Here is a 17,907-nt window from a genome sequence, read left to right as displayed (position 1 = left end):
TGATGTCAACGGACCAGCACGGCGACGGAGAGAACCCAGCATGATCGACACGCCCATCACCGACGACCTCGCCGGCATCTTCACCGAGGTCGAATCCGACGTCGCGCGTCGTCTCATCGGCTCGGCCGTGGAGTCCTTCGCCCGCCGCGGCTACCACGCCACCACCACCCGTGACATCTCCGTCGGCGCCGGCCTGAGCCCGGCTGCGCTGTACGTGCACTTCAAGTCCAAGGAGGAGGTGCTGTTCGAGGTCAGCCGCATCGGGCACCAGCACGTCCTCGACGCCGTCGTCGCCGCCGCCACCTCCGCCACCGATCCGGCCGGCCGGATGCGGGCGATCGTGGACGGCTTCGTCCGCACCCACGCGGTGCACCACACCGTCTGCCGGGTGTCGCAGTACGAACTGCACGCCCTCACCCCGGAGCACTACCGGACGATCGCCGCGATCCGCCGCGACACCGATGCGGTGATCCGCGCCGAGATCGAGCACGGCATCGCGGCCGGGGCCTTCGCCGTCCGGGACGTGCCGACCACCGCCCTGGCGATCCTGTCGCTCGGCATCGACGTCGCCCGCTGGTACCAGCCCGGCCGCATCGACGTCGACGCCCTGGCCGGCAACTACGTCGAGCTCGTCCTCGGCATGCTCGGCGCGGGCACAATGCAGGAGTGATCGAACCAGCCACCGTCCTCGTCGTCGACGACGACGAGGACGTCCTGTCCTCCCTGCAGCGGGGGCTGCGCCTGTCCGGCTTCGACGTGCTCACCGCCGCGACCGGGACACAGGCGCTCGAGGTCGTCGCGCGCCGGCGGCCGGACGCGATGGTGCTCGACATGAACATGCCGGTCCTCGACGGCACCGGGGTGGTCACCGCTCTGCGCTCGAACGGCAACGACATCCCGATCTGTGTGCTCAGCGCCCGCAGCACCGTCGGCGACCGCATCGCGGGACTCGAGTCCGGCGCCGACGACTACCTGACGAAGCCGTTCGTGCTCGCCGAGCTCGTGGCACGGATCCGGGCGATGCTGCGGCGCAGCGCGCCCGGCACCCCCGGCGCCGGCTCCGTCGTCCGGGCCGGCGGGCTCGAGCTCGACACCGCGGGCCGCCGGGCGCGCATCGACGGCACCGAGGTGGAGCTGACCAAGCGCGAGTTCGAACTGCTCGAGGTGCTCGCCCGCAACGCGGGCATCGTCCTGAGCCGCGACCGGCTGCTGGCCCTCGTGTGGGGCTACGACTTCGACGCGGACACCAACGTCGTCGACGTGTTCGTCGGGTACCTGCGCCGCAAACTCGAGGCCGGGGGGCGGCCGCGGCTGCTGCACACCGTGCGCGGGGTGGGCTTCGTGCTGCGGGATGCGGCGTGACGCACCGCTTCTCGCTGCGGGCGCGGGTCGCCGCGGCCACCGCGCTCGGCACCACGCTCGTCGTCGCGGTGCTGGGTGTGCTCGTCGCCCTGGCCATCACCCGGAACAACCTCGCGCAGCTCGACCGCCGCCTCGAGACGGCCACGCAGGTACTGGTCGCCAATGCCGGGACCGCCGGCCTGTTCCTGCCCGCGCTGGGTGACGCCGGAGCCTTCGCCGTCACCATCCGCACCGAATCCGGAGGGCTGCTCAGCAGCACCCCGACCGAACTACCCGCCCTCTCCCCCGGCGCCCACACCGTCGATCTCGGCGGCACCGCCTACCGGACGTACACCGCGCCGACCGACCGGCTGCCCTCGCTCCTGTCCGTCGCGGTGCCCTATGCCGAGGCGCAGGACATCACGACCGAGCAGCACCGGCAGCTCGCCGTCGCCGGTGCGATCGCCGTCGCGGTCGCGACGGCCCTCGGCTGGATCTTCGGGGGCCGCGCCGTGCGACCCCTGGTCGACCTCACCCGCCGGATCGTGGCCCGCGCACCCACCCTCGAGCCGCGGCGCTCCGGCATCCGCGAGGCCGACGAACTCGCTGCCGCAGCCGGCGACATGCTCAGCGACGTCGCCCGCGCCCAGGCCGCCACCGACGCCGCTCTCGCCACGGCGCGGGACTTCGCGGCCGCCGCCGCTCACGAGCTGCGGACCCCGCTGACCGCGATGCGCACCGACCTCGAGGTCCTCTCCACCCTGGACCCGGCCGGTGACGTCCTGAGCGCCGAGGAACGCACCGAGATCCTCGGCGACCTCACCCGGATGCAGAGCCGTGTCGAATCCACGCTCGACGACCTCGAGCGGCTCGCCCGCGGTGATCTGTCCACCTCGCGGGACTTCGTGCCCACCGACCCGGTGGAGATCTGCGACGCCGCGGTCGCCGACGCGACGAGCCGGCATCCCGGCGTGCAGATCGAGGTGGTCGGCGAGACGGGGCGCGAGATCCGGGCGCTGCCGAGCGGACTGCGGCTCGTCGTCGACAATGCCGTGGCCAACTCGGTACGGCACGGCCGCGCCCGCCGGATCCGGCTGGCGGTCACCGCCGACGGCACCGACACCGTGCTCACCGTCGACGACGACGGCCGCGGGGTGCCGGCCGGTGAGCGCGGCGCGGTGTTCGAACGGTTCCGCCGGGGCAGCGGCGCCGCCCGGGGCGGTTCGGGTCTGGGTCTGGCGCTCGTGGCTCAGCAGGCGGCGTTGCACGGCGGTACGGCGCGGCTGGAGGAGAGCCCGCTCGGCGGGGCCCGGCTGACGGTGCGGTTCGCGGCGGGGTGACCGTATTCCACCCCTCGGGTCCCTACGACACGGGACGGGGCGGGCGCAGGATCGTATGCATCCTCTCCACCGATCCCAGGAGATCCGAATGCCGAAGAGCCGCAAGCTGATCGTCACCGCCGCGCTGATCGCCCTGCCCGTCCTCGGCGGCGCCGGGACGGCGGCCGCGTCCTCGGACCACCACGACGACCACGATCGCCACGACCGTCGCGACCGTGGTTGCGCGATCACGCATTTCGACCGGAACGGCAAATTCCTGCGCACCGAGTTCCGCAGCCCCGGGTCCCGGTTCGACGGGCGGATCTGCCGCAGCGACGATCAGTGGCACTTCCTCGACAGCGGCGACATCGCCCCCACTCCCTTCGTCCGGCACTGATCCACCGGGACCACCCGGATGCGACGGAGCCCCGCAGCGCGAAAAGCGGTGCGGGGCTCCGGCCGTGCGCGGGACCTACTCGGTGCCGAGGAGGTCGATGACGAAGACGAGGGTCTTGCCGCCGAGCGGGTGCCCGGACCCGGCCGGGCCGTAGGCGAGCTGCGGGGGCACCGTCAGCTTGCGGCGACCGCCGACCTTCATGCCGGGGATGCCCTCCTGCCAGCCGGGAATGAGGCGGCCGAGCGGGAACTTGACGGACTCGCCGCGGGCGAACGACGAGTCGAACACGTCGTTCGTGTCGTACTCGACGCCGTGGTAGTGCACGTCGACGACCGCACCGGGCTGCGCCTCGGTGCCGTCACCGACGGTGATGTCCTCGATCACGAGTTCGGCGGGAGCCGGCCCGGTGGCCGGTTCGATCTCCGGCACCTCGGGCTTGGCCTCCACGCCGAGCAGGTCGATGACGAACACCAGGGTCTTGCCGGCGAGGCGGTGCCCCGAACCGGCCGGGCCGTACGCCATCTCCGGCGGGATCGTCAGCTGACGGCGGCCACCGACCCGCATGCCGGGGATGCCCTCCTGCCAGCCGGCGATCAGGCCGCTGAGCGGGAAGGTGATGGACTCGCCCCGGCTCCACGACGAGTCGAACTCCTCGCCGGAGTCGAACTCGACGCCGACGTAGTGGACCTCGACCTTGGCCCCGGGCGTCGCCTCGGCGCCGTCGCCGACGGTGAGGTCCTTGACGACCAGACCGGTCGGGGCGGGGCCTTCCTGGAATTCGATCTCGGGCTTGCTACTCATGTATCGGTCTTCCGGTAGGGGACGGGTCAGCGCGCGTCGATGCTGCTGTAGTCGCGCTCGGTGTAACCGGTGTAGATCTGCCGCGGGCGGCCGATCTTGAGGGTCGGGTCGGAGTGCATCTCGCGCCAGTGCGCGATCCAGCCCGGGAGGCGGCCGAGCGCGAACAGCACCGTGAACATCCGGGTGGGGAAGCCCATCGCCCGGTAGATCAGGCCGGTGTAGAAGTCGACGTTCGGGTACAGCTTGCGCTCGATGAAGTAGTCGTCGGTGAGCGCGGCCTCCTCGAGGGCCTGCGCGATCTGCAGCAGATCGTCGTCGCCACCCAGCTTGGCGAGCAGGCTGTCGGCGGTCTTCTTCACGATCGCCGCGCGCGGGTCGTAGTTCCGGTAGACGCGGTGTCCGAAGCCCATGAGCTTGACGCCGTCTTCCTTGTTCTTGACCTTGCGGACGAACTCCTTGACGTCGCCGCCGCCGGTCTTGATCGCGTCGAGCATCTCGAGCACGGCCTGGTTGGCGCCGCCGTGCAGCGGGCCCCACAGCGCGTTGATGCCGCCGGAGATGGAGGTGAACAGGTTGGCGTCGGACGAACCGACGAGGCGCACCGTGGAGGTCGAGCAGTTCTGCTCGTGGTCGGCATGCAGGATCAGCAGCATGTCGAGGGCCTGGGCGATCTCGGGATCGACCTGGTACGGCTCGGCCGGGAAACCGAAGGTCATGCGCAGGAAGTTCTCGACCAGGTTCAGCGAGTTGTCCGGGTACAGGAACGGCTGGCCGACCGACTTCTTGTAGGCGTAGGCCGCGATGGTCGGCAGCTTGGCCATCAGCCGGATGGTGGACAGCTCCACCTGCTCCGGGTCGTCGGGATCGAGCGCATCCTGGTAGTACGCCGAGAGCGCGTTGACGGCGCTGGAGACGACGGGCATCGGGTGCGCGTTGCGCGGGAAGCCGTCGAAGAAGCGCTTGAGATCCTCGTGCAGCAGCGTGTGCCGGCGGATCTTGTCGGTGAAGACCTCGAGCTGCTCCGCGGTGGGCAGCTCGCCGTAGATCAGCAGGTAGCTGACCTCGATGAAGGTGGACTTCTCCGCCAGCTGCTCGATGGGGTATCCGCGGTAGCGCAGGATGCCTTTCTCCCCGTCGATGAAGGTGATGGCCGACGTGGTGGAGGCGGTGTTGACGAAACCGGGGTCAAGGGTGGTGTACCCGGTCTCTGCAAGGAGCTTGCCCAGCTCGATGCCGTCGTTGCCTTCCGTCGCCTTGGCGATAGACATTGTGTGCTCGCCACCGGGGTAGCTGAGGGTGGGTCGGGTGTCATTCTCAGCGGGCACGAAGGATCCCTCTCAAGCTCAGATCAACGCGATTCTTCCGAACATTCACGTAGAACCTAGCCCTTGCGCAGGCCATGTGCCCAGGGAGGGTCCGTCGAAGGTCCCCGATCGGGCCGGCGCGGTGACGCGCCGCCAGCACGCCGGGGCGTCCGAATGCCCCCTCCGGCACGGCGCTCACCTGCGTCGATATTGCATATCACGTTCCCGCCGCCGGCGCGGTGAGCACCCGTCCGCGTATCCGGGCAGCGGCGCACCGGCGGTGCAGGATCCCGTCCTGCGGACGGCGGTGCAGGATCCCGTCCTGCGGACGGCGGTGCAGGATCCCGTCATGCGGACGGCAGGGCGGTCAGGCCCCACCGACCCGTCCACGTCTGCCCGGGTTGCAGCACGACGAGATCGATGCCGAGGTTGAAGGCGTCCGGCGGGCACGTCATCGGTTCGAGCGCCAGCGCACGCCCCCGTCCCGGATACTCGAGTTCGGGGACGGCGCCGGCGGTGAACACCTGCAGCCAGCCGAACTCGCGCCCGGCCCACAACCGCACCCCCCGCCCGTCCGGGCCCCGCAGGTCGTGCCGGGACCGGCCGTCCACGTCCACGTCCAGCGCGCTGTACGGAAGGTCGAGCTCGACTCCGCGCAGCGGCCGCGGCGAGGTGAAGTCGAACTCGGTGCCCTCGACCGGCTGCGAGTACGCGTTCGGCAGTCCGCGCCCGGGATCGAGCGGCAGCCGGGTGCCGGCGGCCAGGCGGAGCGTGCACTCGTCGAGCGGCGCGGCGCCTGCCCGGACGTACGGATGCACGCCGAGCCCGAACGGCGAGTGGTAGCCGCCGATGTTGGTGGCGGTGTGCGTGACGGTGAGGCCGTCGTCGCCCACCTCGTGGGTCACGGTGAGCCGCAGCTGGTACGGCCACCCCTTGTGCAGTCCCACGTCCAGCTTCTGCTCGACGCGGAAGTCGTTGTGGGAAACCAGGACCCAGTCTCGATGCCAGGCGAATCCGTGCACCGCGTTGCCGCGTTCGGGTTCGGTGAGCGCGAGCTGATGCTCGATGCCGTCGAAGTAGAAGTGCCCGTCCCGGATGCGGTTCGGCCACGGGGCGAGCACCGTGCCGGAGCGCAGCGGGGGCCGCTCGTTCGCCGGCCAGCTCTCCGTCAGCGGGTACGGCCCGTCCGGCGATTCGTGCTCGAGTGCCCGCAGCGCCGCCCCCGAGCTGGACACCTCCGCGCGGTACCCGCCCCTTCGGATCCGGTAGTTCGTCGGATCGGACATGGGCCCAGTGTCCCGCGGACGGGCGCGGCGGGTCGGGGATTCGCCGATCACGGCGGCGACCTCGCCGATCGCGGTGGTGTCACCGGGCGGATCGGGCCGCCGGTGCGCCTCCGCGCCTACGATGACCGGATGCGACTGCGCCTCGGCCGCCCGGACCTCGCCGCCTACGCCGACCGGTTCGACGTCCCCGCCGCGACGGCGGCGTCCCGCCCGGCCGTGACGTTCCTCGGGGTGTCCACCCTGCTCGTCGACGACGGCACCGACGCGCTGCTGACCGACGGCTTCTTCACCCGCCCGGGTCTCGGCGCCGTCGCGCTGGGTCGGCTCGCACCCGACCCGGCCCGGATCGACGCGTGCCTGACCCGGGCCGGCGCGACGCGGCTCGCGGCCGTCCTGCCCGTCCACAGCCACTTCGACCACGTGCTCGACTCCGCGGCCGTCGCCGAGCGGACGGGCGCGGTGCTCGTCGGCGGCGAATCGACGGCGAACGTCGGGCGCGGGCACGGCCTCCCGCCGGAGCGGATAGTCGTCGCCACGCCCGGCGAGCCGCTGCGGTTCGGCGGGTTCACCGTCACGCTCGTCGCGTCCGAGCACTGTCCGCCGGACCGGTACCCGGGCACGATCGACGCGCCCGTCGTCCCGCCCGCGCGGGCCGGGAGCTATCGGTGCGGCGAGGCGTGGTCGACGTTCGTCGCGCACGCCGACGGCCGGTCCCTGCTGATCCAGGGCAGCGCCGGTTTCCGGCCCGGGGCGCTGGCCGGCCGGCGCGCGGAGGTCGTCTATCTCGGCGTCGGCCAACTCGGGGTGCAGAGCGAGGAGTACATCCGCAGCTACTGGGCGGAGACCGTCGGCACGGTCGGAGCGCGACGGGTGGTGCTCGTGCACTGGGACGACTTCTTCCGCCCGCTCGACCGGCCGCTGCGCGCGCTGCCCTACGCCGGGGACGATCTCGACGTCACCATGCGGGTCCTCGGCCGGCTCGCCGAGCGCGACGGGGTGGAGCTGCATCTGCCGCAGGTGTGGCGGCGCGAGGATCCGTGGCGGTGACGGATTTCCGTACCCGAGACCATCCGGGCACCCCGAGGGAGCAGGCGGTCCGGCCCCGATCGGTGAGAGGTGGGGACGGGTTCCGCGAATGTGCCGGTGGTCATCCGCCCGCAGTGTGAGTGGCCGCGAAGACGATGAACACCACGAACAGCGCCGCGATACCCAGGACCGCGCCCGCCAGGGCCTCCCCGTGGTTCGTCGCCGACCCCTTGTCCACCCGGTCCAGGCCGACCCAGCCGCACACCACCGCAGCCAGTCCCGCGGGGATCGTGACCAGATCACCGAGGAAGGGGACGAAGGCGCACCCTGCGGCGACGATGCCCGCGACGAGGGCTGCGGTCCCCGCTCCGTTGCGGTCCGGCGATCGGACGAAACGATTCGATGGCATACCGGCTCCCGCGTCAGGGTGTGCGATCACGTCCGTCCATCGTGCCCTGCCCGCGTGGATACCGCATGTGCCCCGTCGGTGGACGGGTCAGTGGATCGTGCGGTCCACCCGGTACCGCACGAAGGCGGGGAAGGCGAGCACACACACCAGCACACCGGCCACGACGAGGACCCCGCCGCCCGCCGCGGCGACCGCGGTGCCCACCAGCGCCGCCGCCCCGCCGTGCAGGACGTCGCCGATGCGGGGTCCGCCGGCGACGACGACGATGAACACGCCCTGCAGCCGGCCCCGCATCTCGTCGGTGGCGACGGACTGCAGCATCGTCGAGCGGAACGCCGCGGAGACCATGTCGACCGCGCCGCCGAACGCGAGGAACGCCAGGGCGATCCACAGCCACACCGCGGTGCCGCCCGGTTCGGCGAGGCCCACCGCGACGCCGAAGCCGACCATCGCCAGACCCCAGGCGACGATGCACACGATCACCGCGAGCCCCTGCCGGCGCACCCGTGGCAACCAGCCGGAGAACACCCCGCCGAGCACCGCACCGGCCGACATCGCGGCGAACAGCAGCCCGAGCGCGAACCCGCCCTCGGCGGGGTCACCGAACGAGTCGTGCGCGATCTGCGGGAACAGGGCCCGCGGCATGCCGAACACCATCGCGACGATGTCGACGACGAACGAGGCGAGCAGGATCTTCTGGGTGGAGAGGTAACGGAACCCGTCGAGCACCTCGCGCAGGCCGGCACGCCGGGCCTGCCCGGTCGGCGGGATCGGCGGCAGCGCGAGCACCGCCCACAGGGTCGCGAGCAGTGCGACGGTGTCGATCAGGTACAGGGTGGGCAGACCGAGCACGGGGATCAGGGCGCCCGCGAGCAGCGGCCCGGCGATCGCCCCGAACTGCATCACCGTCATGTTCAGCGAATTGGCGGCGGCCAGTTGACCTTTCGGGATGAGCCGCGGGATCACCGCGCCGCGGGTCGGCTGATTGACCGCGAAGCAGGCCTGCTGCAGCGACAACAGCACCAGCACCAGCCACACGTTCGCCAGGCCCGCGGCGGCCTGCGCCCACAGCAGCAGCGACGTCACACCCATGCCGAGCGTGGTGAAGGTGAGCAGCCGGCGCCGGTCCATCACGTCGGCCAGCGCCCCGCCCCACAGCCCGAACACCACGAGCGGGACGAGGGCGAACACACCGGTCAGACCCACGTACGCCGAGCTGCGGGTGATCTCGTAGATCTGTTGCGGCACCGCGACGACGCTGAGCTGGGCGCCGACGACCGTGACGATGCCGGCGGTCCACAACCGGCGGTAGTCGCGGTTCTCGAGCGGCGTGGTGTCGGCGAGCAGCCGCCTCACGGCTGCAGACGCTCGGTGAGCCACCGCCCGTCGACCAGCCGGGTCCGCACCCGGTTGTGCAGACGGTTGGGCCGGCCCTGCCAGAACTCGACCGACTCGGGGCGGATCCGCAGTCCACCCCAGTGCGGCGGCACCGGGATCTCGGCGTCCATGCCGTAGCGCTCGGCGACCTCGACGAGCGCATGCTCGAGCGCCGCCCGGGACTCGATCGGCCGGGACTGCTGCGAGGCCCACGCGCCGAGGCGGGAGCCGCGAGGCCGCGAGTGCCAGTACTCGGCGGTCTCCTGCGCGCCGACCCGCTCGACGGGCCCGCGGACGGTGACCTGGCGGAAGATCGGGACCCAGGTGAACGTGGCCGACGCATAGGGCGTCGCGGCGAGTTGCCGGCCCTTGTCGGAGTCGTAGTTGGTGAAGAAGGCGACCCCGTCCGCGTCGACTCCCTTGCACAGCACGGTGCGGGTCACGGGCCGACCGTGCTCGTCGACGGTGCCGAGGACCATCGCATTCGGTTCGGGCAGTCCTGCCGCGGCGGCGTCGCGGAGCCAGCGGCGCAGCACCGGCAGCCAGCCGTCGGTGAGCCACTCGGGTTCGAGATCCTCGTCGACGGCGGACGCGCCCTGAGGGCCCGCGGGGGTGTAGTCGACACGCATCGACGCCAGATCGGCGTGCTCGGCCGCACTCGGAGGCAGCCCCTCGGCGTTCTCGGCGCCGGGCCGTGGATCGGTGGACACGATGCTGGACACTACTCCCGGGTATCCGGGCGCCGATCCTCCCGCCCGGGGGACTACAGTCGCACCGACGAACGGAGTGGGGCGCCGATCACATCCGCCGAGTCCCGCTTCACCGGCAGTGCTGCCCGGACCGGGTTGCACCGAACGAGGAGAGCCCAACCGTCATGGCATCGCGCGCGTCTGTACCCGAGGATTTCGTCGCCGGCCTCGAAGGCGTGGTCGCCTTCACCAGTGATATCGCCGAACCCGACAAGGACGGCGGCTCGCTGCGCTACCGCGGCGTCGACATCGAGGATCTCGTCACGCGCGGGGTGACATTCGGGGACGTGTGGGCCCTGCTGGTCGACGGCAGGTTCGGCCAGGGCCTGCCCCCCGCCGAGCCGTTCCCGCTGCCGATCCACACCGGCGACGTCCGTGTCGACGTCCAGGCCGGCCTGGCGATGCTCGCCCCCATCTGGGGCTTCGAGCCGCTGCTCGACATCGACGACGCCACCGCGCGGGAGAACCTCGCCCGCGCCGCCGTGATGGCCCTGTCGTACGTCGCGCAGTCCGCGCGCGGCATCTACCAGCCCGCCGTGCCCCAGAAGCGCATCGACGAGGCCGCGACCGTCACCGAGCGGTTCATGGTCCGCTGGAAGGGCGAACCCGACCCCGCCCACGTCGCCGCGATCGACGCGTACTGGGTCTCGGCCGCCGAGCACGGCATGAACGCCTCCACCTTCACCGCCCGCGTCATCGCCTCCACCGGCGCCGACGTCGCCGCCGCGCTGTCCGGTGCGGTCGGCGCGATGTCCGGCCCGCTGCACGGCGGCGCCCCGGCGCGCGTGCTGCCGATGATCGAGGAGACCGAACGCACCGGCGACGCCCGCGCGCTGGTCAAGGGCATCCTCGACCGCAAGGAGAAGCTGATGGGCTTCGGGCACCGCGTCTACCGCGCCGAGGACCCGCGGGCGCGGGTGCTGCGCGACACCGCGAAGCGACTGAACGCGCCCCGCTACGAGGTCGCCGCGGCGCTCGAGCAGGCCGCCCTCGCCGAGCTGCGCGAGCGTCGCCCCGACCGGGCCATCGAGACCAACGTCGAGTTCTGGGCCGCGGTGATCCTCGACTTCGCCGAGGTCCCGGCCGCGATGATGCCGGCGATGTTCACCTGCGGCCGCACCGCCGGCTGGTGCGCGCACATCCTCGAGCAGAAGCGCCTGGGCAAGCTGGTGCGCCCGGCCGCGATCTACACCGGCCCGGACGCCCGCAGCCCGGAGAGCGTCGAGGGTTGGGATTCGATCACCCACAACTGATCCACCGAGCCGGACGGACGGGTCCCCGCACCGGGTGCCCGTCCGTCCGGCCGACCGGCGGGGGCCGTCTAGACTACCGGTGCACTCGTTCCTCGACGTTTAGGACACGCATACCGATGGCTGACGCTACACCGATCATTCCCGCCGATCTCAAGCCCGCCGACGGCCGCTTCGGCTGCGGTCCCTCCAAGGTTCGCCCCGAGCAGCTGCAGTCCCTGGTCGAGGTCGGTGCCTCGGTGTTCGGTACCAGCCACCGGCAGAAGCCCGTCAAGGACGTCGTCGCCCGCATCCGCTCGGGACTGCGCGAGCTGTTCGCCCTGCCCGACGGCTACGAGGTGGTGCTCGGCAACGGCGGCACCACCGCGTTCTGGGACGCCGCGGCGTTCGGCCTGATCCGGGAGAAGTCGCAGCACTTCACCTACGGCGAGTTCTCGTCGAAGTTCGCCACGGTCGCCAAGAAGAACCCGCTGATCGGTGACCCGATCGTGGTGGACAGCGCGCCGGGAACCGCACCGGAGATCGTCGCCGACGGATCGGCCGACCTCATCGGCTGGGCCCACAACGAGACCTCGACCGGTGTCGCGGTGCCGGTCACCCGCCCGGCCGGCTCCGAGAACGCCTTGATCGCCATCGACGCGACGTCCGGCGCCGGCGGCCTGCCCGTCGCCGCGGAGGACTTCGACGTCTACTACTTCGCGCCGCAGAAGTGCTTCGCCGCCGACGGTGGCCTGTGGATCGCCCTGATGAGCCCGGCCGCGCTGGCGCGGGTGGACGAGATCAAGGCCTCGGGCCGCTTCACTCCCGAGTTCCTGTCGCTGCCGATCGCCGTCGACAACAGCACGAAGGATCAGACGTACAACACCCCCGCGGTGGGCACGCTGCTGCTGCTGGCCGACCAGATCGAGTGGATGAACGGCAACGGCGGCCTGGCCTGGACGACGGCCCGGACCGCGGACTCGTCGTCGCGGCTGTACGCGTGGGCCGAGGCCTCCGAGTACGCCACCCCGTTCGTCGCCGATCCGGCGCTGCGCTCCCAGGTGGTCGGCACCGTCGACTTCGCCGACTCGGTCGATGCCGCACAGGTTGCGAAGATCCTGCGCGCCAACGGGATCGTCGACACCGAGCCCTACCGCAAGCTGGGCCGCAACCAGCTGCGCGTCGGCATGTTCCCGGCAATCGACCCCGACGACGTCACCGCGCTGACCAAGTGCATCGACTGGGTGGTCGACCGGATGTAGATCGGTCGCGCGACCGTGAGGGCGGGGTCGGATCCGGGTCGGGTCCGGCCCCGTTCGCCGTCCCGGAGCCGTCTCGAACTCTCGACAACGAGTCGAGACTTTCGGGGAAACCTTGGACAATAGCGCCACGTCGGCGGATTCGTGCCACCGGGCCCCCGGCGTGTCGGCGTGTCCTGCTCCGCAGGCATCACGAGTCCGTTACAGTCGGGCGGGTCAATCGCGATTCCCCGCGAGGAGGTCATGGTGCGAGAGCTTCGAGTGGTCGGCCTCGAGCCCGACGGAACGCACGTCGTGCTCGCCGATCCCGAAAACGGCGACAGATTCCGCATCCCGATCGACGACACGCTCCGCGCCGCCTCCCGTGGTGACCTCGCCCGCCTCGGGCAGATCCAGATCGAGACCGCCAGTCAGCTGCGACCCCGCGAGATCCAGGCCCGCATCCGCTCCGGCGCATCCGTCGAGCAGGTCGCCGAGGAGGCCGGGATCCCGCTCGCGAAGGTGGAGCGGTTCGCCTACCCGGTGCTGCTCGAGCGCTCCCGCGCGGCGGAGATGGCTCAGCAGGGTCATCCGGTGCGTCCGGACGGCCCGGCCGTGCACACCCTCGCCGAGATCGTCGCCCAGGCCTTCCGGGCACGCGGGCACAGCATCGACGCCGCCACCTGGGACGCGTGGCGCGACGACGAGGGTCACTGGGTGGCCCAATTGCAGTGGGACGCCGGCCGGTCCACCAACGCCGCGCACTGGCGCTACCAGCCCGACGCCCACGGCGGGACGATCCTCCCGCTCGACGACACCGCCACCGAGCTGATCGATCCGGACTGCGGGCGGCCGCTGCGCTGCCTCACACCGGTGTACACGGCGCGCGATGTCGACGACACCGGCGACAACGACGGGTCCGAGCGGGAGGACGTCGTCGCCGAGACGATCACCCTCGATCCGCCGCCCGCGGTCATCGACGCCGAGGTCGAGGAGGTCCGTCCCGCGGCGGCGCGTCTGCCCGAGCCCGACGTGGAGGAGGACCGGCCGAAGCTGGCGCCGCAGCAGAATCCGGGTAAGGACAAGCGCGGCAAGCCCGCCCTCCCCTCGTGGGACGACGTGCTGCTCGGCGTGCGCAGCAACGGGCGCGGCTGAGGACCGGACCCACCGATGGCGGCCGCGACGGTGTCGACCATCTGGTACGTCGACGCCCCCGACCCCGGCGAGGTGCTGCGCGATGCCCGGGCCGACTGCACGACCGCCCACGCTCTCGTCGGACGGCTGCATCCGGGACTGTCGTCCGAGCCGCTGGGCCGGGTGCCGCTCGCGCAGGCCGCAGCCGGGGCGGCCGGCCGGGTCTACGTGGGCAGCTTCCCCGGGGTGACGGTGGTGTGCAGCCCGGACCTTGCGGCGACGCGTCCGTCGCAGCTGCCCGAACGCTGGAGGCACACCGTCGCGTCCGAGAACACCTATCTCGTCGTGTCGGATCCCACCGGGGCGCGCGGCGCCGTCGGTGCCTGGCGGCGCGGCACGCCGCGACGAGCGTTCGACGCCACGCCCGTCGCGATCACCGAGGACGACGGGCTGCCGTTCGTGTGGGAGCGGCCGTTCTGGGGCGGGGAGTTCCCGATCCGCTGGCCGCTGGACGTACTGCCCCACCCCGAGGCGTTGCCGTTCCACCCCCGCCGGTTCGCCGAGGCCGCCAACGCCGCGTGGCTCGGGTTCCGTTACACGGCCCGCGCCGCCGGCGAGCTCGACCCCCACGAGATCGAGGTGTGGGACTTCGCGTTGTACCGCGACGGCGAGCGGCCACCCGCCGACCGGGACGCACCGGGCGCCCGGCCCGCGCGACGGCGGTGGTGGCCGCGGCGGATCTCCGCGCCCGGCCGCGCACTGCCCGGCCGTACGCGCGCGGAATAACCGGTGCGCCTGGCAGATTCGTTCGCGGCCGTGGATCCGCTCAGAACGCCGCCGCGGCGAGCAGGACGATCCAGCCGACCGGGACACCGGCGGCGACGCCGGCGGCGATCCACCGCCACAGCGGCACCCGACGCCACCACCACAGGGTGGGGGCGATCCCGGCCGCGGCGACGAGGTTGACGATCACCACGAGCAGGGGGTGCACGCGCCCGAGTTCGAGCCCGAACGCCACGATCGTCACCACCGTGACGGCGAGGGCGAAACCCGTCAGCGTCAGTCCCGTCGACCACGGTGTCGACGGGGCGCGCGGGGGCGCGATCACCGCGGGATCCGTACCCGCTCGTAGAACGCCATCGCCGCGGCCGTGGCGACGTTGAGCGAGTCGGTGCCCGGGGCCATCGGAATGCGGGCCCGCACGTCCGTCGCGCGCATCGCGTGCTCGGTCAGCCCCGGACCCTCGGCACCGAGGAGCAGCGCGACCTTCTCCCCCGTCATCGCCTCGGCCAGCGGCACGGCCTCGGGATTCGGAGTGAGCGAGATGAGCTGGAAGCCGCGCGCCCGCAGCAGGTCCAGATCGTCCGGCCACGTTTCGACGTGCGCGAACGGCACTCGCAGGACATGACCCATCGAGACCCGCACCGACCGCCGGTACAGCGGGTCGGCGCAGCCCTTGCCGAACACGACGGCGTCGACACCGAGGCCGGCGGCGTTGCGGAACATCGAGCCGAGGTTCTCGTGGTCGTTGACACCCTCGAGCACCGCCACCGTGGTGGCCTTCTCGAGGACGTCGTCGAGGGCGAGCGCCGGCGGCCGGTGCGCCACGGCGAGCACCCCGCGGTTGAGGTGGAAGCCGACGACCTCGGCCATGACCTCGGCCGAGGTGCGGTAGAACGGTACGTCGACGTCGCGCAGGTCGTCGGCGAGTTCACCGAGACGACGATCCACCCCGAGCAGGCTGCCGGGTGTGAATCGCGAATCGAGCATCCGCTGGACGACGAGCACGCCCTCCGCGATCACCAACCCCTTGCCGGCCGGCAGGTCGGGCCGGCGATCCGCCGAGTTGAGGTCTCGGAAGTCGTTCAGCCGGGGGTCGGCGGGATCCTCGATGTCGACGATGTGCACCACGCCGTCGATTCTCCCAGGCCACGTCCCGGGCTCGTCGGCGGGTTCGCCGGGCACATCCCGGCCACGAGGACCGGGATCGGCTCACTCCGCTTCGCTGACCAGCTTGTTGATGATCTCCACCGCGTCCCCGAGCGTGGCGAGGCTGGCCTCGTCCAAGGTGGCGAGGCGTTCGGTCAGCCACGCCTCCCGGGCCTGCTGCTCGTCGATCAGCAGTGCCCGGCCCGCGTCCGAGAGCGAGACGATGACCTGCCGGCCGTCCGTGGGATGCGGGGTCCGTTCGACGAGCCCGATCTCGTCGAGCGAGGCGATCACCCGCGTCATGGACGGCGGCTGGACCTTCTCGCGTGCGGCCAGCGCACCGGGGGTCATCGCTCCCTCCTGCCTCAGCGTGGTCATGGCCGACAGCTGAGTCAGGGACACCCGGGAATCGGAGCGCCGCCCCCGCAAATGGCGCGTCAGGCGCACGACTGCCAACGAGAGGTCGCCGGCGAGCGTGCGATGTTCCGATGTCATGGCGTGCACAATACGGGACCGACCGGACACATCGCGCCGCATGTCAGGTGAGCAGTTCGGTGATCGGGTCCACCGCGAAGTAGGCGACGAACAAGCCTGCCACCACCCACAGCAGCGGATGCACCGTCCGCGCCTTTCCGGCCGCGGCGTGCAGGACGACCCACGTGATGAAGCCGACGCCGATGCCGTTGGCGATCGAGTAGGTGAACGGCATGACGACGATCGTGAGGAACGCGGGCAGTGCGATGGCGAACTGGGTGAAGTCGATGTCGCGGACCTGCCCGATCATGAGGGCGCCGACCACCACGAGAGCCGGGGCGGCGGCCTCGACCGGCACCATCTCGTAGAGCGGGGTGAGGAACATCGCGGCGAGGAACAGCACGCCGGTCACCACGTTCGCGAGACCGGTGCGCGCACCCTCGGCGATGCCGGAGGCGGACTCGACGAACACCGTGTTCGACGACGCGGATCCCACACCACCGGCGACGGCACCGGTGCCCTCGACGACGAGGGCACGGCCGATGCCGGGCAGGTTGCCGTTCTTGTCGGTGAGCCCGGCTTCCTTGCCGAGGCCGGTCATCGTGCCCATCGCGTCGAAGAAGTTGGCCAGGACGAGTGTGAACACGAGCAGTGTCGCGGCGATCACGCCGATCCGGGTGAACGCGCCGAAGAGGTCGACGTTGCCCACCAGGCTCAGATCCGGCACGCCGGCCACCTTGTCGGGCACCTCCGGGGTGCTCAGGTTCCAGCCCTTCGGGTCGGTGCCCTGCGACGGCCCGACGCCGGCGACCGCCTCGACGATCGCGGCCACCACCGTGGTCGCGACGATGCCGATGAGCAGACCGCCGGGCACCCGGCGCACGACGAGCACCCCCATCAGCAGCACGCCGAACACGAACACCGCGGTCGGCCACGACGCGATCGAACCGTCGATGCCCAGCCCGACGGGGACGGTGGTGCCGGCCGCGTCCGGCAGGCGGCGCACGAATCCGGCGTCGACCATGCCGATCAGGGCGATGAACGCACCGATACCGGCCGCAATGGCCGCCTTCAGCTCGGGCGGGATCGCGTTGAACACGGCGGTGCGGAAACCGGTGACGGCGAGGATCACGATGATGATGCCGTCGATCACCACGAGGCCCATCGCCTCGGGCCAGGTGACCTGGGGCGCGATGGTGACCGCCAGCAGGGTGTTGATGCCCAGGCCGGCCGCGATGGCGAACGGATAGTTGGCGACGATGCCGAAGACGATGCTCATCAGTCCGGCCACCAGCGCGGTGACGGCCGCGACCTGGTTGACCGGCAGGATGTTGCCGAGCACGTCGACCTTGGCCGTGGCGTCGTCCGGGGAGAAGCTGCCCAGGATCAGCGGATTGAGCACCACGATGTAGGCCATCGCGACGAACGTGACGACACCACCGCGCACCTCCCGCGAGACCGTCGATCCCCGTTCGGTGATCTTGAAGTAGGTGTCGAGGAAGGAGGTGCCGACCGCCGTGCCGGACTTCCGCTCTGAGGATTGGGCCATATCGACTTCCGCTCTGGGGTGGGGGCTGCGTCGCAACGGGAGATTATTGCAACCGGGCTGGACTAGCCTGAAATCGTGAACGACGCACGCACGATCGCCGAGCGGACCCGGCGCCTCGCCGATCCCCGCGCCGCACTGGCGATCGGCACGGCGCTGTGGACGGTGGCGACGATCGTCGTGCTCGTCGCGGACGAGCGGTGGTCGGCCGCACTGCCCGTGTGTGTAGCCGGAATCATCGTGGGACTCTTGGGATTCACCCTGTTCCTCGTGCAGCGCCGGGCCGCACGGCTGGGCCGGCGCGGCGCTCAGGTCGGACTGGACTGACGAGAGGGCGCGTGCCGCCCG

The 17,907-nt window shown here is 71.5% G+C and carries 20 protein-coding genes and 1 pseudogene; 10 read left to right on the top strand and 11 right to left on the bottom strand.

Going from position 1 to position 17,907, the window contains the following annotated elements:
* Positions 1 to 40 precede the first annotated feature (40 nt).
* From ACWPQI_RS05170 to ACWPQI_RS05155, 4 genes are all read left to right on the top strand, one after another.
* Positions 41 to 670: a TetR/AcrR family transcriptional regulator gene (locus ACWPQI_RS05170; RefSeq protein WP_048772333.1), complete on the top strand. Its 630-nt coding sequence runs from the start codon at positions 41 to 43 to the stop codon at positions 668 to 670.
* Entirely contained in the window at positions 667 to 1,362 is a 696-nt protein-coding gene (locus ACWPQI_RS05165) for a response regulator transcription factor (protein WP_017679378.1), read from the top strand. Before ACWPQI_RS05170 ends, ACWPQI_RS05165 begins: the two co-directional genes overlap by 4 nt.
* A complete protein-coding gene (locus ACWPQI_RS05160; protein WP_474738678.1) occupies positions 1,359 to 2,681 on the top strand; it encodes a sensor histidine kinase in 1,323 nt (440 codons plus the stop codon). Before ACWPQI_RS05165 ends, ACWPQI_RS05160 begins: the two co-directional genes overlap by 4 nt.
* A gap of 88 nt (positions 2,682 to 2,769) precedes the next feature.
* Complete coding sequence (locus tag ACWPQI_RS05155; RefSeq protein ID WP_395704531.1) at positions 2,770 to 3,057, top strand: hypothetical protein; 288 nt, start codon at positions 2,770 to 2,772, stop codon at positions 3,055 to 3,057.
* A gap of 75 nt (positions 3,058 to 3,132) precedes the next feature.
* Here ACWPQI_RS05155 and ACWPQI_RS05150 read toward each other — a convergent pair whose 3' ends face one another.
* From ACWPQI_RS05150 to ACWPQI_RS05135, 4 genes and pseudogenes are all read right to left on the bottom strand, one after another.
* On the bottom strand, positions 3,133 to 3,486 hold the full coding sequence (locus ACWPQI_RS05150; protein ID WP_371851027.1) for an FKBP-type peptidyl-prolyl cis-trans isomerase: 354 nt from the start codon (positions 3,484 to 3,486) through the stop codon (positions 3,133 to 3,135).
* Between the two features lie 21 nt (positions 3,487 to 3,507).
* Positions 3,508 to 3,858: pseudogene (locus ACWPQI_RS05145) on the bottom strand (FKBP-type peptidyl-prolyl cis-trans isomerase); the annotation flags it as partial.
* A gap of 26 nt (positions 3,859 to 3,884) precedes the next feature.
* Positions 3,885 to 5,183: a citrate synthase gene (locus ACWPQI_RS05140; protein WP_010593139.1), complete on the bottom strand. Its 1,299-nt coding sequence runs from the start codon at positions 5,181 to 5,183 to the stop codon at positions 3,885 to 3,887.
* Between the two features lie 326 nt (positions 5,184 to 5,509).
* The gene (locus tag ACWPQI_RS05135) at positions 5,510 to 6,448 is read right to left on the bottom strand and encodes an aldose 1-epimerase family protein (protein ID WP_017679374.1); all 939 of its coding nucleotides are present in this window, start codon (positions 6,446 to 6,448) and stop codon (positions 5,510 to 5,512) included.
* Between the two features lie 129 nt (positions 6,449 to 6,577).
* On the opposite strand from ACWPQI_RS05135, the gene ACWPQI_RS05130 reads away from it, so the two are divergent.
* The gene (locus ACWPQI_RS05130; RefSeq protein WP_026137454.1) at positions 6,578 to 7,495 is read left to right on the top strand and encodes an MBL fold metallo-hydrolase; all 918 of its coding nucleotides are present in this window, start codon (positions 6,578 to 6,580) and stop codon (positions 7,493 to 7,495) included.
* A gap of 100 nt (positions 7,496 to 7,595) precedes the next feature.
* Here the strand turns inward: ACWPQI_RS05130 and ACWPQI_RS05125 are convergent, their stop codons facing one another.
* The 3 genes from ACWPQI_RS05125 to pdxH all read right to left on the bottom strand — a co-directional run bounded on the left by ACWPQI_RS05125 (position 7,596) and on the right by pdxH (position 9,889).
* Positions 7,596 to 7,883: a hypothetical protein gene (locus ACWPQI_RS05125; protein WP_017679372.1), complete on the bottom strand. Its 288-nt coding sequence runs from the start codon at positions 7,881 to 7,883 to the stop codon at positions 7,596 to 7,598.
* Between the two features lie 87 nt (positions 7,884 to 7,970).
* Positions 7,971 to 9,239: an MFS transporter gene (locus ACWPQI_RS05120; RefSeq protein ID WP_040274276.1), complete on the bottom strand. Its 1,269-nt coding sequence runs from the start codon at positions 9,237 to 9,239 to the stop codon at positions 7,971 to 7,973.
* A complete protein-coding gene (gene pdxH, locus ACWPQI_RS05115; protein ID WP_040274356.1) occupies positions 9,236 to 9,889 on the bottom strand; it encodes a pyridoxamine 5'-phosphate oxidase in 654 nt (217 codons plus the stop codon). Before pdxH ends, ACWPQI_RS05120 begins: the two co-directional genes overlap by 4 nt.
* Before the next feature lie 245 nt (positions 9,890 to 10,134).
* On the opposite strand from pdxH, the gene ACWPQI_RS05110 reads away from it, so the two are divergent.
* From ACWPQI_RS05110 to ACWPQI_RS05095, 4 genes are all read left to right on the top strand, one after another.
* Entirely contained in the window at positions 10,135 to 11,262 is a 1,128-nt protein-coding gene (locus tag ACWPQI_RS05110) for a citrate synthase 2 (RefSeq protein ID WP_301914768.1), read from the top strand.
* A gap of 116 nt (positions 11,263 to 11,378) precedes the next feature.
* Positions 11,379 to 12,500, top strand: coding sequence for a phosphoserine transaminase (gene serC, locus ACWPQI_RS05105; protein WP_010593989.1), 1,122 nt, complete (start codon positions 11,379 to 11,381; stop codon positions 12,498 to 12,500).
* Positions 12,501 to 12,743: 243 nt separating this feature from the next.
* Positions 12,744 to 13,631: a septation protein SepH gene (gene sepH, locus ACWPQI_RS05100; RefSeq protein WP_192811070.1), complete on the top strand. Its 888-nt coding sequence runs from the start codon at positions 12,744 to 12,746 to the stop codon at positions 13,629 to 13,631.
* Between the two features lie 15 nt (positions 13,632 to 13,646).
* Entirely contained in the window at positions 13,647 to 14,396 is a 750-nt protein-coding gene (locus tag ACWPQI_RS05095; RefSeq protein ID WP_048772342.1) for a DUF6928 family protein, read from the top strand.
* 40 nt (positions 14,397 to 14,436) lie between these two features.
* Here the strand turns inward: ACWPQI_RS05095 and ACWPQI_RS05090 are convergent, their stop codons facing one another.
* The 4 genes from ACWPQI_RS05090 to ACWPQI_RS05075 form a co-directional block, all read right to left on the bottom strand.
* Positions 14,437 to 14,718: a DUF2537 domain-containing protein gene (locus ACWPQI_RS05090; RefSeq protein WP_010593986.1), complete on the bottom strand. Its 282-nt coding sequence runs from the start codon at positions 14,716 to 14,718 to the stop codon at positions 14,437 to 14,439.
* Positions 14,715 to 15,521 carry a TrmH family RNA methyltransferase gene (locus ACWPQI_RS05085; protein ID WP_010593985.1) on the bottom strand — a complete coding sequence of 269 codons (807 nt, stop codon included), beginning with the start codon at positions 15,519 to 15,521 and terminating at the stop codon, positions 14,715 to 14,717. Before ACWPQI_RS05085 ends, ACWPQI_RS05090 begins: the two co-directional genes overlap by 4 nt.
* 81 nt (positions 15,522 to 15,602) lie before the next feature.
* Entirely contained in the window at positions 15,603 to 16,034 is a 432-nt protein-coding gene (locus tag ACWPQI_RS05080; protein WP_010593984.1) for an Rv0880 family HTH-type transcriptional regulator, read from the bottom strand.
* Positions 16,035 to 16,077: 43 nt separating this feature from the next.
* A complete protein-coding gene (locus ACWPQI_RS05075) occupies positions 16,078 to 17,562 on the bottom strand; it encodes an NCS2 family permease (RefSeq protein WP_010593983.1) in 1,485 nt (494 codons plus the stop codon).
* A gap of 75 nt (positions 17,563 to 17,637) precedes the next feature.
* On the opposite strand from ACWPQI_RS05075, the gene ACWPQI_RS05070 reads away from it, so the two are divergent.
* On the top strand, positions 17,638 to 17,886 hold the full coding sequence (locus ACWPQI_RS05070; protein ID WP_010593982.1) for a DUF2530 domain-containing protein: 249 nt from the start codon (positions 17,638 to 17,640) through the stop codon (positions 17,884 to 17,886).
* Positions 17,887 to 17,907: the final 21 nt, after the last annotated feature.

Source organism: Rhodococcus sp. LMD (assembly GCF_056108245.1).
This window is presented reverse-complemented; position numbering and strand designations above follow the sequence as displayed.